Below are 13,964 nucleotides of genomic sequence, written 5' to 3'. Positions count from 1 at the left end.
TCAATACAGGGGGGCGTCACCGAAACTTTTTTGTAAGGGGAGTTTCGGGACAGGTAAGGCCGTGCCTTCGGGGCGCGGCCTTTTCCCTTTTTATGGCTTAAAGATCCGGATCGACGGCAAGCCCCTCGAAATCCTTCAGCACATTCAGCACAATCGATGTCTTCACATGCTGGACCGAGTCATGGGGCAACAGCACCTCATTGACGAAATGCGAAAGTGCGGCCAGGTCCTTGGTCGCGACCTTAAGGTGGTAATCCATCTCCCCGGTCAGCGAAAATGCTTCGAGCACTTCGGGCAGATCGGCCAACAGTCTGGCAAACCGTTTGGCATTGTCGCGGTTATGGGTGGCAAGTGTCACCGAAATCACCACCAGCAAACCCATGCCCATCTTTTGCCGGTCAATATCGGCACGGTATCCGCGAATGACCTTGTCGTCTTCAAGGCGCGCACGGCGGCGCGAACATTGTGACGCCGAAAGGCCGATGCGTTCTGACAAATCATTGTTTGTCAGACGGCCATCCTTTTGCAGTTCCGCCAGCAGTTTAAGGTCCAGTCTGTCCAGTTGCATGTTTCACGCGCCAAATGATTATTTAATGCATGATGCATGCAAAGAAACCCGAAAAGCAAGCGTAAATGCACGCACGTTGCACGCGGTTTGGCGCACGATTGGGACATAACAAGAATTCGAATAATTCCAATCATTCGAATGTTCCAATCAAAGGAGACTTCCGATGGGTCCGTTCCCGCATGATGCCCCGCGCGCAACCATTAGCGATGAAAACCCGGCCGGAACCGACGGGTTCGAGTTCGTCGAATTCGCCCATGAAGACGCCGACAAACTGGAAACCCTGTTTACCCGCATGGGATACAGCCCGGTTGCCAAGCACAAAACCAAAAACATCACCGTCTGGCGTCAGGGCGATATCAACTACATCCTCAATGCCGAGCCATCATCGCACGGCATGAAATTCGTTGAGAAACATGGTCCCTGTGCACCGTCCATGGCATGGCGCGTTGTGGATGCCAAGCATGCCTTTGATCATGCGGTATCCAAGGGGGCAGAGCCCTACACCGGGGATGACAAGACGCTTGATGTGCCCGCCATCGTCGGCATTGGCGGGTCGTTGCTGTATTTCGTTGATAAATATGGTGAAACCGGTTCGGCCTATGACGCGGAATTTGACTGGCTGGGCGAACGCGATCCGAAGCCCGAAGGGGTTGGTTTCTATTACCTCGATCACCTGACCCATAACGTCTATCGCGGCAATATGGATAAATGGTGGGACTTCTATCGCGACCTGTTTGGTTTCAAGCAAATCCACTTCTTTGACATTGCCGGTAAAATCACCGGTCTGGTCAGCCGCGCGATCACATCCCCCTGTGGCAAAATCCGCATTCCGCTTAATGAATCGACCGATGACAAAAGCCAGATCGAAGAATACCTGCGCAAATACAAGGGCGAAGGCATTCAGCATATCGCGGTCGGCACCGATGGCATCTATGACGCCACCGACAAGCTTGCCGCCAATGACCTGAAATTCATGCCCGGCCCGCCGGAAACCTATTACGAGAAATCGCATGAACGCGTGCACGGTCATGACGAGCCGATTGAACGCATGAAAACCCACGGCATCCTGATCGATGGCGAAGGTGTGGTTGATGGCGGTACGACCAAGATTTTGCTGCAAATCTTCTCGAAAACCGTGATCGGCCCGATCTTCTTTGAGTTTATTCAGCGCAAAGGCGACGAGGGCTTTGGCGAGGGCAATTTCCGCGCCCTGTTTGAAAGCATCGAAGAAGACCAGATCCGCCGTGGCGTGTTGAAGGTTGATGCCGCCGAATAAGCGCGATTGAGGTCAGAAACACAAAAGCCCCGGAACAGGTTCTGCCTGTTCCGGGGCTTCGTTTTTAACCGTGGGACCAATCAATAGGCACCAAATCCCAGCAGATGCGGCAACCACAAAACCAGCCCCGGGATTGCGATCATCAGGATCACCCGCACAAAGTCAGCCACCAGAAATGGCAGGATACCGCGCGCAAGCGTCGTGATCTTCATGTCCGGTGAAACGCCCTGAATGATAAACAGGTTCATGCCAATCGGCGGGGTGATCAGGCCGATTTCGACAACCGATACCAGAACAACACCAAACCAGATCGGGTCATAGCCGACACCGGTAATCACCCCATAGGCTGGAACCACGGTCAGAAGAATCATGGACAGGCTATCCATGAAGCAGCCCAGTACGACATAAAACACCAGAAGGGCGATCAAAACGACAAGTGGCGAATAGCCCTGTGTGGTGATCCAGTCGACAAGGGTCTGGGTCAGTCCGCTGGTTTCAATGAAGAAATTGAAAAGTGCCGCCCCCACCAGAATAAGGAAAATCATCCCGGTCATGCCGGCCGTTTCGCGAATGCCGGTGCGCAAAACAGTCCAGGTCAGGCGCTTGCGCATAAAGGCAAACAGCAAAGCCGCCCCGGCGCCAACGGCCGCGGCCTCGGTCGGGGAAAACAGGCCGGCATAAATGCCGCCAATCACCAAGGCGATCAAAAGGACCGCATCCCACATTTGCAGCAATGCGCCCCAGCGTTGCGACCAGGGCACATAGGTACTGACCGGCGCAAGCGATGGATCGCGCATCACCTGAATACGGATCGATGCGATATAAAGAACCGTCGCCAACAGACCCGGGATCATCGCACCGGCAAACAGGGCGCCAATCGATTGTTCGGTCATCAGCGCGTAAATCACCAGCAGGATCGATGGCGGAATGAGAACGCCCAGTGTGCCACCGGCGGCAATCGATGCCCCGGCAAGACTTTTGGCATAGCCACGTTGACGCATTTCAGGAAGTGCCACCCGCCCCATGGTGGCACAGGTCGCAAGCGACGATCCGCAAATCGCCCCAAACACCGCACTCGCCCCGATGCTTGATGCGGCAAGTCCGCCCGGACGATGTCCGGAAAAGGCCGTGATCCCGCGAAACAGGTTACTTGAAAGGCCGGAGTGCGATGCGAACACGCCCATGAAAATGAACAGCGGCACCACCGAAAGGCCATAGGGGAAGATCGCCTCAAACGGCAGGCTTGCCATGACATAGCTTGCTGACATCCAGTCGGTCAAAAGCAGCGTTCCGATGATGCCAACAACCGCCATCGCGACAGCAACCGGTACGCGCAACAGGGCCAGTGCAAGTGCTGCAACAAACCCGATCAATCCCGCCCATTCCGTCGCCATCAGTTATTCTCGTTCGTTAAAAGCATTTTCAGAAAATGGACAAGACAGACCACTGTCGATATCGCCATGCCGCTGAGAAGGAAGCCCCAGAACAGGATCATCGGAATCTCAAGGTTCTGCGACACATCGCCATAGCTCCATTGTTCCATCGCGCGTCCCCATGACAGGTAAAACAGGAACGCCATCAGCCCGGCACACAGAAGCGGGATCAGGGTGTCGATAATACGAAACAGGAAGCGAAGATGGTTCTTGCCGACCAGGTCGACCGTGACATGGGCATGGGCGCTAAACGCATAGGGGATCGCCCAGGATGCCGCCGCCATGACACAAAACTGGGTCAGGTCAACCGCGCCCACCATCGATTGGCCGCCAATGCGGCGCCAGATGATATCGACAACCACAATGGCAATCGCACCGATCAGGGCGGCCATACCGACAAAAGCCAGAATGTCGGTCAGTTTGTTCATAAAGCGGTCAGTGCGGTGAACCGCGGCATAAAGCCGCGATCCACCGAAGTTTTCAGTCGGCTGGGTCATTTGTCGCCAGCGTGATATTTGGCATCAAATTCCGCGATAAGTTCCTGCGCGCGCTGATAGATCGCCTCAGGATCTGAAACGCCCTTTCCCTTCAGGCTGGCAAGGTATTCCTTGATCATCGGCTGGGATGCTTCCTGCCATTCCGCACGGGTGGCGTCATCAATCGTGATGATTTCATTGCCGTGTTTTTCCGCATCGGCCTTGCCAACTGCTTCCCATTTGTCCCACCAGTCGCCGAATTTCCCGACAAGGACATCGCCGGAAATTTCGTCAATTGCGGCCCGCACTTCGTCGGGCAGGTTGTCATATTTTTTCTGATTCATGACGAAATAGAAGCCGGCGGTGTAGGCCGCAGCATCGGTGTGATATTTCAAAAGTTCATTGGCCTTGACCGCATTGACCAGATCCCAGGTGGCAACCAGACCTTCGATATTGCCTTTTTCAAGGTTTTCGTAGATGGCCGAAGGCGGCAGGCCGACTGGGGATGCCCCAAAGGATTCCAGCATTGCCGAAATCGCCGGGCTTGGCGTGCGAAGACGCAGGCCCTTAAGATCCTCAAGCGATCTGACCGGTGTATCAAGGGTGTGGATCAGGCCACCCGGATGGGTAAACAGGCCAAGGACCTTGAAGTCCTGATAGTCACTGCCAAGAAGGCCTTCCTTGTAGAGCTGCCACAGGGTTTCCGACCCGGAATCGGCATATTTCACCAAAAACGGCAGTTCAATCACCGAGGCAGCCGGGTAACGGTCACGCGGAATGCCATTAAGGCCCACGGCCATATCCATAACGCCCGCGCGCACCTGATCGGCCTGACGGTCGATTTTGCCAAAGGCCGACGTGGCGTCATAGATCTCGACTTCGACTTTGCCGCCGGTTTTTTCCGACAGTTGCTGTCCCCAGCTTTCAAGGAAGTCTTTCTGGAAGCCGTGGCTTGGCGGCAGATAGTGACTGACTTTAAGGGTGATGTCGGCCGCATGCGCGATACCGGCACCGGCCAGAATGGTTGCGCCGGTCATAAGACCAAGCAGCGTTTTACGAAGATTAGGATGTTTCACGGATGTCTCCCTATTTTTTTAAGTCGTTCATTTGGTCTTGCGTCTGACCAGCTTCGGGCCAAGCGATTGCTGTGCAGTTGCCATCAGCCTGTGCATGTCCGGGATGGCAGTCTGGGATCGCGCCTGGAATGCTGTTTTTTCTTTGAATTGGAATTATGATATATATAATCAATTACGCAATATGAAATTTATGCAGGTAAATTTTGACCAAAGCCTCGCCCAAAAATATCCCGGATCGCGAAACCGAACATGACATCGCCGACGTGGTTGATGCCGCTGACAAGCGCAAAGGCATCCAATCGGTGGAGGTCAGTGGCGTCATTATTGCCGCCTTGTGCGATTTCAAATTCCCGGTGCCGCTAAAGGACCTTGCAGACGCGGTTTCTATGCCGGCGGCCAAGGTGCATCGCTATCTTGCCAGTCTGGTGCGCATCGGCCTTGCCTGGCAGGATGACCAGACGGGGCTGTATGGTCTTGGCCCGATGGCGTTGCGCATGGGTGTTTCGGCGATTGAACGCAATGATGTGGTGATGCGCGCCGGTCGGTTGTTGCGCAATCTGGCGATTGAGTTGCGATCTTCCGGGCATCTGGCGATCTGGGGGGAACGCGGTCCGGTCCTGATCCGCACCGAACATGGCGGCCCGCCGATCATATCGACCATGGGGCTTGGCACCGTCATGCCGCTTTTGCGCTCTGCGACCGGGCAGGCCTTTTTGGCCAGTATGCCGCGTAGCGCGATCGAACATGTCATTTCGGCCGAACAGGATATCCTGCATTGGGATGATGCCACGGTGGACCGGCTGATTGCCGACACCAAACAACGCGGGGCTGCTGTGATCGAAGGCGATATCGTGCCCGGTTTATCGGCGATCAGTGCGCCGGTTTATAATCTCGACGGGGCGGTGGCCTGTTGCGTCACGCTGATGAACCCCAATGCCAATTACTTTCAGCCGGGCCAACCCGCGTTCGATGTGTTTACCCGTGCCATTGCCGATTTCACGCAAAGTTGGGGTGGCACGCCACGTGCGGAATCTGATCAGGCATAGTGTGCCGGGGTCACAGGTCGTTAAACCGTTTCAGGAGGTCTGAAAGACGTTTGAATTCATCTTCGCCCAGAAAGTCGCGCACTTTCCGGTCATAGGCGACACCCGCCTCACACAGTGACGTGAAGGCCGATTTTCCCTGCGTTGTCAGGTCAAGGCGATGCACGCGGCGATCATTTTCATCCTGATACCGTTTCAACCAACGCCGTTTCTCGATGGAAAAGACAGCCCGCGAAACCTTGGTTTTGTGCAGTCCGGTATGGGTCACGATTTCGGTCGCGGTTAAGGCACCATACTGGCCGAGTGTCGCCAGAACCCGCCATTCGGACCGCGTCATCCGGTATCGGTCGCGATAGATATCGCGAAAGCCAAGGCTGAGCTTTTCACTGGCGTGATGCATCAGAAACGGCAGGAAACTGTGAAGATCGAATTCGGATTTCATTGGCTTCAAAAGGCTGTTTGATAGTTACAAAAATTACAGTTACGAATGTAACTATATCAAAGATTGGGAGGAAAAAGGCAATGACGGATCATAATGAGCCGACCAAAAATGCCGAAAAAGGCGATGCCAACGACCTGCGTTACATGCCCGGTTTCGGCAATGATTTTGAAACCGAAAGTCTTCCGGGTGCGTTGCCCCAGGGGCAAAACAGCCCGCAAAAATGCGCCTATGGCCTTTATGCCGAACAGCTTTCAGGATCGCCTTTCACCGCGCCACGCGGCACAAACGAACGGTCCTGGCTGTATCGCATTCGCCCCAGTGTCAAACATAACGGGCGCTTTGCGGCCCTTGATCGACCGTTCTGGAAAACAGCGCCTTGTTTGAATGATCACAGCCTTGCGCTGGGTCAGTTGCGCTGGGATCCGGTGCCGATGCCAAAGGATGCGGTTGATTTCATTTCGGGCATGCGCACCGTCACGACCGCGGGCGATGCCATGACCCAGACCGGCATGGCAAGCCATGTCTATGTCTGTAATACCGACATGGTCGACGACTATTTCTTCAATGCCGATGGTGAACTTCTGATCGTGCCCGAAAGTGGCACGCTTCGCATCTTCACCGAACTTGGCATGATGGATGTCGCCCCGCTTGAAATAGCACTTATTCCGCGCGGCATGCTGTTTAAGGTCAGCATCCTTGAGGCCGGAATTGATGGCGGCGCACGCGGCTATGTCTGTGAAAACTATGGTGCCAAATTCACCTTGCCCGAACGCGGGCCGATCGGGGCCAACTGCCTTGCCAATCCGCGTGATTTCAAAACACCCGTTGCCGCCTATGAGGACAAGGAAACCCCGTGTCGGGTGTTGGTCAAATGGTGCGGGCAGTTCCATGTCACCGAAATCGGCCATTCGCCGCTGGATGTCGTCGCATGGCACGGCAACTACACACCGTTAAAATATGATCTTCGGACCTTCTCGCCGGTGGGCGCGATCCTGTTTGATCATCCCGATCCATCGATCTTTACCGTCCTGACCGCGCCGACGGACGAGGCCGGCACCGCCAATGTGGATTTCGTGATCTTCCCGCCGCGCTGGATGGTGGCTGAAAACACCTTCCGCCCGCCTTGGTATCACCGCAACATTATGTCGGAATTCATGGGGCTGATTTGCGGCCAGTATGACGCCAAGGAAGAGGGCTTTGTCCCCGGCGGCATGAGCCTGCATAACATGATGCTGGCGCATGGGCCGGATGCCTATGGGTTTGACAAGGCATCGAACGCCGAACTCGGGCCGCAAAAACTTGATGGCACCATGGCCTTCATGTTCGAGACCCGCTATCCGCAGCAACTGACGAAATTCGCCGCCGAACTGGAGACGCTTCAGGACGATTATCTTGATTGCTGGTCGGGGCTGGAACGCAAGTTCGATGGCACACCAGAAGGTCGCCCGTAACCGCGCCCCCAAAAAGCAATCACTCAGGACTTAACGAAAAGAATGCCGGAGGCACAAAACCAATGAAACTCGCCACCCTTAAAAATGGTACCCGCGACGGCCAGCTTGTGCTGGTTTCCAAGGATCTGTCGGAATATGTCGATGCCAGCGCGATTGCGCCAACCCTTCAGGCAGCGCTTGATAACTGGGCCGAAATTGCCCCGCGCCTCAAGGATCTGGCAGGCGATGTCGAAGCCGGATCAGGTCCGGCCAAACGCGTTGCATTTGATCAGACCAAGGCACATTCACCCTTGCCGCGCGCGTTCCAGTGGGCCGATGGATCGGCCTATGTCAATCACGTTGAGCTGGTCCGAAAGGCCCGCGGTGCTGAAATGCCGCAAAGCTTCTGGACCGATCCGCTGATGTATCAGGGCGGGTCTGACAGCTTCCTTGGGCCGCGTGATGATATCCTGATGGGCGATACCGCCTGGGGCATCGACATGGAAGGCGAAATTGCCGTCATCACCGATGATGTCCCGATGGGTGCAACCCTTGATCAGGCGCGCGATGCCATCCGCTTGATCATGCTGGTCAATGATGTGTCGCTGCGTGGCCTTATTCCCGGCGAGCTGGCCAAGGGATTTGGTTTCTTCCAGTCCAAACCATCTTCGGCCTTCTCCCCGGTTGCAGTAACACCCGATGAACTGGGTGATGCCTGGGATGGTGGCAAGCTTCATTTGCCGCTTTGTGTGGACCTCAATGGCAAGCCGTTCGGGCGCGCCAATGCCGGGATCGACATGACCTTTGATTTTGCCCAGCTTGTCGCCCACGCGGCCCGCACCCGTCCGCTCTGTGCCGGGTCGATCATCGGGTCGGGCACGGTATCGAACAAGCTGGATGGTGGGCCGGGCAAACCGGTTGCCGCGGGCGGTGCGGGCTATTCCTGCATTGCTGAAATCCGCATGATCGAAACCATCGAAAATGGTTCGGCGGCAACGCCATTCCTGCAATTTGGCGACAGCGTCAAAATCGAAATGCTTGATGCCAAAGGCCAGTCGATCTTTGGCGCGATTGAACAAACTGTGCGCCAATACAAACCATAAGGCCCCCCACTATGAGCGAGATCATGAGCGAGATCGTTTTGTATGACTATTGGCGATCCTCGGCGAGCTATCGCGTACGGATTGCGCTGGGGTTGCTCAACCTTCCTTACCGGACGGTGCCGGTTGATCTGCTGGCTGGCAGCCACAAATTCGGTGAGCATCTGGCGCGCAATCCGCAAGGCCTCGTCCCCGCCCTTGAAATCGACGGGGTCATGATGACCCAGTCGGTGTCGATCATTGAATATCTTGATGAAACCCGGCCGGGGCAGGGGCTTTTGCCGACCGAAACGCTGGCGCGTCAACGGGTGCGGGCTCTGTCTCATGCGATTGCCATGGATACCCATCCGGTCTGTAATCTGGGGGTGGTGCGCCACGTGATGGATATCGCCGAGGCGCATGGTGATGACGCCGACGCCGCACGACAGGAATGGATGACGAAATATATCGGATCGGGCCTTGCCGGGTTTGAAGCCATGCTGGCCGGTGACAGGGACGGTAACCATGGCGATTTCTGCCACGGTGACCGCCCGTCCATGGCCGATATCTGCCTGATCCCACAGCTTTATAACGCGCGCCGCTGGAATGTGAGCTTTGCTCACCTTCCGCGAATTTGCGCGATAGAACAACGCTGTAACGCGATTGCAGCCTTCGCCAACGCCCACCCGGATCAGTGCCCGCGCTAGGCCAAGTGAACGACGACTTTAAACCCCAATCGCCTTGCCGTCACTGCGCGGATCATGCGCGCCATCGACAAAGCCGTCTTCGTCAATGCGAATGATCCCCGCCTGACCGGCCAGCGCACTTTGCGGTTCAATCGCGCGCAGGACATGACCGCGTGCGGCCAGTTCGTCAAACACGTCGTCCCCGGCATCGACTTCCAGTTTCAGGCTGTCATTGGTGTCTGAAAACGTCTTGCCAAGCAGGAAGCGTGGTTTGGCGAGTGCGTCTAGCGGCGACAGGCCGAAATCAAGCATCCGGGTGAGCAGCATGGCAAGGGTTTGTGGCTGCCCATCGGCCCCTTGCGTCCCATAAAGCAAATGCGGCTTGCCGCCCTTAAGCGCCATACCGGGATTAAGCGTATAGAACGGAAGCTTGCCCGGTGCGAAAGCATTCGGGTGGGTCGGATCGGTGCTGAATGCCGCCCCGCGGTTTTGCCAGACAATGCCGGTATCGCCCGCGACAACCCCGCTGCCCCAGTCGAAATAGGTGCTTTGCAACACACTGGCGCAATTGCCATTGGCATCCTTGGCGGCCAGAAACACCGTATCGCCATGGCGGAATGGGTGCGGCCAATCAAGCGCCTTGGTGGGCGAGATGTCCGTGGCGTCTGCGGCCAGACCGGCTTGATCCAGAAGGGCGGCAAAATCGGTGCTGGTAAAAGCGGGATCGGCGATCTGATCGCGCTTCAGGAATGCGCGTTTGATGGCCTCTACCACCAGATGGTAGTGATCCGCCGTTCCCTCGGCCCAGTCCTTTTGACCCAGTTCACGCAACACCCCCATGGTCATGAGCGTCGCCAATCCTTGCGTGGGCGCGGGCGGGGCAAACAGGGTGACGTCACCATAATCAAGCGACACCGCATCCACCGTGCGGGTCCGGGTTTTCGCAAGGTCCGCCTTGGTGATCGGGGATCCGACGGCTGACAGGCCTTTGACGATCTGATCGGCAAGCCCGCCTTCATAGAAATCGCGCGCGCCAAACTCGGCAATGCGTTTCAGGCTTTGTGCCAGGTGCGGCTGATGAAATGTCTCGCCGACATGCGGCATTCGCGCATTCGGGGTGAAGACATCCATAAAGCCCGGCCAGTTGGCGATTTCCTCTTTACGGAAATCAAGCCAGAAACATTGCGACGGACTGATCGCAAAGCCATTTTCCGCAAGCGCAATCGCAGGCGTGATCAGCTCTGAGAGGCTTTTGGTCCCGCCCCAGTTCTTTGCCGAATGATCAAGCGCATGTTGCCATGAATCCACCGTGCACGCCGTGGTCAGGGTCGAGCCCGGACCGCGCAGCGGAATGGGCGTGCCGGGCGTGATTGTGTCGCCGCCTTTTTCGGCGGCCTGACCAATACCCAGGAAAGACTGCACCTTGCCCGTATTGTCTGAAACCATCCAGACCGCATCACCGCCAATGCCGCAGAAATGCGGGTATGTTACCGCCAACACTGCCGCGGTGGCGACGACGGCCTCAATCGCGGTGCCACCATCGCGCAAGACTTGCGCACCGGCTTCGCTTGCCGCCGTGCTGGGGCTTGTGACCATGGCGCGATGTTCGGGGGCAGTTTGATGGTCGGTCATGGGCTTGGTTCTTTCAGCCAAAAGGATTGATTTCAAACAGGTTAGCGTTATGCGTGCATCGGTTGTGGCGAAATTGCATGCAATCCTTTATACAGACGCAGGCAATAAAGTGATCGAAACAAGAAACTTGGCGGATCGGGATGAAAGCAGCGGACAAGGCAAAGCATCGCACAGACATGATCAGTTCGGCATTGCGTTCGGCAATCCTCGAACGTGTTCTGATGCCTGGCATGAAGCTGCCCGAAGATTCCCTTGGCGAACGGTTCGGTGTTAGCCGCACGCTTATTCGCCAGTCGCTTGAACGGCTTGCCGCCGAAGGGCTGGTCGAACTTCGCCGTAACAAGGGGGCTGCGGTTGCCAAGCCCAGCCTTGAAGAGGCCCGCGACCTTTTCGAGCTCCGCACCCAGATCGAAGACCTTGTCATCAGCCGGGTGATCAAGAATATGAGCCCGAAAATTCTCGGCGAACTTGAAGCCCATCTTGCCAAGGAAGTCGAAGCCGAAAACGCGTCCGAGCCGATTTCGATCCGTCTTGCCACCGAATTCCACATCCTGCTGGCCCGCCTTGCCGGAAGCCCGGTCTTGCTGCGCTATGTCGAGGAAATCGGATATCGTTGCGGCCTGACATTGTCGCTTTATGCCCGCCCGCATTCGACCGATTGCGGCATTCAGGAACACCGCCAGATTATCGAGGCGCTGGCCAAGGGCGACGAAGATGCGGCGCGAAAACTGATGCGCCATCATCTGACGGCGGTTGCCGACCGCGCCCTGTTCACGACCAAGGAAAGCGGGCCGCTTTTGTATCTTGATGCGCTGGAACCTTATGCCAAAAAGGTGCGCGACGGCACCAGCTAAACCCGCGCGCACCATCGCCATATCAGAAGCCGCACGCGGGACTTCGCGCGTGGCGTGTTGATCGCAGATGGCTGGTGCGGGCTGCATCATTCGGGTTCCCGTCTGGCTCAGGCCTTGATGCCCTTGCGGATCAGGATGCGTTCCGCACTTTCATTCCAGACATCCATTTTGATGATCTTGCCGTTTTCAATCACGAAACGGTCGACATAACGGTTGCCTTCAAACGGGGTGCCGTCCGGCCATTCGCCGTAAAGCCAGCCGGTGCTGTAGACAACAGTCTGGCCATTGGTATGAGCGACATCAAACTGACCGAACTTCTTTTTCACCCATTTATAACGCGCGGCGTTAAACGCCGTTGTGCCCGACGGATGATCGTATTTCTGACCGTCGGTAAAGGTGATGACAACATCATCGGACATGAATGTCGCGGCCAGTTCCGGGTCGGGCTTCATGGATGCATCCAGAAAATCACGCACCGTCTGCGCCTCTGGCGGCAGGGTATCAAGCACATTTTCCACGGTTTGGTCACTCATTTCGAAGGCCTCTGTTTTCGGGAATTGATCTGACATCAGCATAAACGCTGTGCAGAAATTTTGCATGCACTAATTTTATGCAAAAATTGCATGCAATCTGCGTATACATGAGGCAATTCTGTTTTCTGTACGGATCGAAAAACGCCTAAGTCTCTGATTTTGAATGATTGTGATTCTTGGCATGTCGCTTGCTGCAATGCGGTGACGATTTGGTGCGCATGCCCAATTTGCGACGCCGGACGACGCAGACACATAATCAGGGAGTCTCACATGCCTATTTCTTCGCCTTTCCGGAAAATAACGCGGCGTGCCGCCCTTCTCGGGGCCGCTGCTGCGCTGATGTTTGCCACCACCTTGCCTGCCCATGATGCCCGTGCAGAAGACACTGTGAAGCTTGGCCTTGTTGCCGCACTCAGCGGACAGTCGGCCAAATCGGGCGAAGCCATTACGCGTGGCATTACCCTTGCGATTGACAAGATCAATGCCGAGGGCGGCGTTCTTGGCAAGCCGCTTGAACTTGTTTCGCGTGATGATGAAAGCAACCCGGGCAAGGGTCTGGTCGCGGCCCGTGAACTGGCCCAGCGCGAAGGCGTTGCGGCGATCATTGGCGGCCTTGATACGCCGGTATCCTTTGCCATCGTGCCCTATGTGAACCAGCAGAAAATCCCGTTCATCGGCCCGTGGGCTGCCGGAACCGGGATCACCAAAAACGGTGCCGAGGAAAACTATGTCTTCCGCGTTTCGGCGGTTGATGAATATGTCGACGAAGCCATCACGGAATATCTGATTGCCAATTATGGTGCCAAGAAACCGGGCATGATCCTGATCAACAACCCGTGGGGGGAGTCCAATGAAAAGGGCTTGCTCAAGGCGCTTGAAAAGCGTGGCATGGAACATGCCGGGATCGAAAAGTTTGAATCAAACGATGTCGATGTTGTCCCGCAGCTGACCCGTCTTAAGGAAAACGGCGCGGATTCCCTGTTCGTCGTTGCCAACGTTGCCCCGACCGCACAGGTGATCAAGTCGCTTGATCGCATGGGCTGGGATGTTCCGATTTCATCGCATTGGGGTCCGGCCGGTGGCCGCTTCACCGAACTGGCGGGCAAGTCGGGCGAGAAGGTCCACTTCATCCAGACCTATCTGTTTACCGATCCGGCAAATCCGATGTTCGTCAAACTTCAGGAAAAGTTCCCGGAGATCGAAACCCTTGCCGACGTGACCCCGGCGACCGGCATTGCCAATGCCTATGACGCGACCCTTCTGATTGCAGCTGCGATTGAAAAGGCCGGCTCGACCGAAGGTCCGGCCATCCGCGAAGCGATGTACGAAATCAGCGGTGTCGAAGGCATGATCAAAACCTATGACAAGCCGTTCACCCCGGACGATCAGGATGCGCTTGGTCCGGAAGACTACACCTTCGCGCATTTCGTCGAAGG

Annotated in this window: 14 protein-coding genes; 7 read left to right on the top strand and 7 right to left on the bottom strand. The window is 56.1% G+C overall.

Annotated features, from left to right (window positions below; genetic code table 11):
* Positions 1–97: 97 nt before the first annotated feature.
* Positions 98–568, bottom strand: a complete 471-nt coding sequence (locus tag B3Z49_RS05280) for an Lrp/AsnC family transcriptional regulator (protein WP_008889980.1) — start codon at positions 566–568, stop codon at positions 98–100.
* A 163-nt stretch (positions 569–731) separates the two neighbouring features.
* On the opposite strand from B3Z49_RS05280, the gene hppD reads away from it, so the two are divergent.
* Positions 732–1,844 (top strand): 4-hydroxyphenylpyruvate dioxygenase, encoded by a 1,113-nt coding sequence (gene hppD, locus B3Z49_RS05275; protein ID WP_296988664.1) that lies wholly within the window; start codon positions 732–734, stop codon positions 1,842–1,844.
* Between the two features lie 80 nt (positions 1,845–1,924).
* On the opposite strand, the gene B3Z49_RS05270 is transcribed toward hppD, so the two are convergent.
* The 3 genes from B3Z49_RS05270 to B3Z49_RS05260 are packed head-to-tail and all read right to left on the bottom strand — an operon-like array spanning position 1,925 to position 4,829.
* Positions 1,925–3,238 carry a TRAP transporter large permease gene (locus B3Z49_RS05270; protein ID WP_296988663.1) on the bottom strand — a complete coding sequence of 438 codons (1,314 nt, stop codon included), beginning with the start codon at positions 3,236–3,238 and terminating at the stop codon, positions 1,925–1,927.
* A complete protein-coding gene (locus tag B3Z49_RS05265) occupies positions 3,238–3,774 on the bottom strand; it encodes a TRAP transporter small permease (protein ID WP_064781076.1) in 537 nt (178 codons plus the stop codon). The genes B3Z49_RS05270 and B3Z49_RS05265 overlap by 1 nt, the downstream gene beginning before the upstream one ends.
* Positions 3,771–4,829, bottom strand: coding sequence for a TRAP transporter substrate-binding protein (locus B3Z49_RS05260; protein ID WP_296988661.1), 1,059 nt, complete (start codon positions 4,827–4,829; stop codon positions 3,771–3,773). The genes B3Z49_RS05265 and B3Z49_RS05260 overlap by 4 nt, the downstream gene beginning before the upstream one ends.
* Before the next feature lie 203 nt (positions 4,830–5,032).
* Here B3Z49_RS05260 and B3Z49_RS05255 point away from each other — a divergent pair, with 203 nt between their 5' ends.
* Positions 5,033–5,875, top strand: a complete 843-nt coding sequence (locus tag B3Z49_RS05255; protein ID WP_296988660.1) for an IclR family transcriptional regulator — start codon at positions 5,033–5,035, stop codon at positions 5,873–5,875.
* Between the two features lie 10 nt (positions 5,876–5,885).
* On the opposite strand, the gene B3Z49_RS05250 is transcribed toward B3Z49_RS05255, so the two are convergent.
* Complete coding sequence (locus tag B3Z49_RS05250; RefSeq protein WP_296988659.1) at positions 5,886–6,314, bottom strand: MarR family winged helix-turn-helix transcriptional regulator; 429 nt, start codon at positions 6,312–6,314, stop codon at positions 5,886–5,888.
* 80 nt (positions 6,315–6,394) lie between these two features.
* On the opposite strand from B3Z49_RS05250, the gene hmgA reads away from it, so the two are divergent.
* The 3 genes from hmgA to maiA all read left to right on the top strand — a co-directional run bounded on the left by hmgA (position 6,395) and on the right by maiA (position 9,530).
* Positions 6,395–7,765, top strand: coding sequence for a homogentisate 1,2-dioxygenase (hmgA, locus tag B3Z49_RS05245; RefSeq protein WP_296988657.1), 1,371 nt, complete (start codon positions 6,395–6,397; stop codon positions 7,763–7,765).
* Positions 7,766–7,827: 62 nt separating this feature from the next.
* Positions 7,828–8,847: a fumarylacetoacetate hydrolase family protein gene (locus B3Z49_RS05240; RefSeq protein ID WP_296988655.1), complete on the top strand. Its 1,020-nt coding sequence runs from the start codon at positions 7,828–7,830 to the stop codon at positions 8,845–8,847.
* A gap of 23 nt (positions 8,848–8,870) precedes the next feature.
* Positions 8,871–9,530 (top strand): maleylacetoacetate isomerase, encoded by a 660-nt coding sequence (gene maiA, locus B3Z49_RS05235; RefSeq protein ID WP_296988654.1) that lies wholly within the window; start codon positions 8,871–8,873, stop codon positions 9,528–9,530.
* 18 nt (positions 9,531–9,548) lie between these two features.
* Here the strand turns inward: maiA and B3Z49_RS05230 are convergent, their stop codons facing one another.
* Positions 9,549–11,141, bottom strand: coding sequence for a gamma-glutamyltransferase family protein (locus B3Z49_RS05230; protein WP_296988653.1), 1,593 nt, complete (start codon positions 11,139–11,141; stop codon positions 9,549–9,551).
* Positions 11,142–11,281: 140 nt separating this feature from the next.
* Between B3Z49_RS05230 and B3Z49_RS05225 the strand changes: the two genes are divergently transcribed.
* Positions 11,282–11,995 (top strand): GntR family transcriptional regulator, encoded by a 714-nt coding sequence (locus tag B3Z49_RS05225; RefSeq protein WP_296988651.1) that lies wholly within the window; start codon positions 11,282–11,284, stop codon positions 11,993–11,995.
* 107 nt (positions 11,996–12,102) lie between these two features.
* Here B3Z49_RS05225 and B3Z49_RS05220 read toward each other — a convergent pair whose 3' ends face one another.
* Positions 12,103–12,528: a nuclear transport factor 2 family protein gene (locus B3Z49_RS05220; protein ID WP_120225843.1), complete on the bottom strand. Its 426-nt coding sequence runs from the start codon at positions 12,526–12,528 to the stop codon at positions 12,103–12,105.
* A gap of 270 nt (positions 12,529–12,798) precedes the next feature.
* Here B3Z49_RS05220 and B3Z49_RS05215 point away from each other — a divergent pair.
* The coding region (locus B3Z49_RS05215; RefSeq protein WP_296988647.1) for an ABC transporter substrate-binding protein at positions 12,799–13,964 on the top strand (1,166 nt) is incomplete at its 3' end.

The sequence above is a fragment of the Thalassospira sp. UBA1131 genome (genome assembly GCF_002311515.1).
Taxonomy (GTDB): domain Bacteria; phylum Pseudomonadota; class Alphaproteobacteria; order Rhodospirillales; family Thalassospiraceae; genus Thalassospira.
Note: the sequence above shows the minus strand (reverse complement) of the source record. Positions and strands in the feature narration are given on the sequence as shown.

Bases quoted from the DNA above. Each gene is read 5' to 3' on its own strand.
- B3Z49_RS05280 (WP_008889980.1), bottom strand. From the start codon at position 568: ATGCAACTGGACAGACTGGACCTTAAACTGCTGGCGGAACTGCAAAAG.
- hppD (WP_296988664.1), top strand. From the start codon at position 732: ATGGGTCCGTTCCCGCATGATGCCCCGCGCGCAACCATTAGCGATGAA.
- B3Z49_RS05270 (WP_296988663.1), bottom strand. From the start codon at position 3,238: ATGGCGACGGAATGGGCGGGATTGATCGGGTTTGTTGCAGCACTTGCA.
- B3Z49_RS05265 (WP_064781076.1), bottom strand. From the start codon at position 3,774: ATGACCCAGCCGACTGAAAACTTCGGTGGATCGCGGCTTTATGCCGCG.
- B3Z49_RS05250 (WP_296988659.1), bottom strand. From the start codon at position 6,314: ATGAAATCCGAATTCGATCTTCACAGTTTCCTGCCGTTTCTGATGCAT.
- hmgA (WP_296988657.1), top strand. From the start codon at position 6,395: ATGACGGATCATAATGAGCCGACCAAAAATGCCGAAAAAGGCGATGCC.
- B3Z49_RS05240 (WP_296988655.1), top strand. From the start codon at position 7,828: ATGAAACTCGCCACCCTTAAAAATGGTACCCGCGACGGCCAGCTTGTG.
- maiA (WP_296988654.1), top strand. From the start codon at position 8,871: ATGAGCGAGATCGTTTTGTATGACTATTGGCGATCCTCGGCGAGCTAT.
- B3Z49_RS05230 (WP_296988653.1), bottom strand. From the start codon at position 11,141: ATGACCGACCATCAAACTGCCCCCGAACATCGCGCCATGGTCACAAGC.
- B3Z49_RS05225 (WP_296988651.1), top strand. From the start codon at position 11,282: ATGAAAGCAGCGGACAAGGCAAAGCATCGCACAGACATGATCAGTTCG.
- B3Z49_RS05220 (WP_120225843.1), bottom strand. From the start codon at position 12,528: ATGAGTGACCAAACCGTGGAAAATGTGCTTGATACCCTGCCGCCAGAG.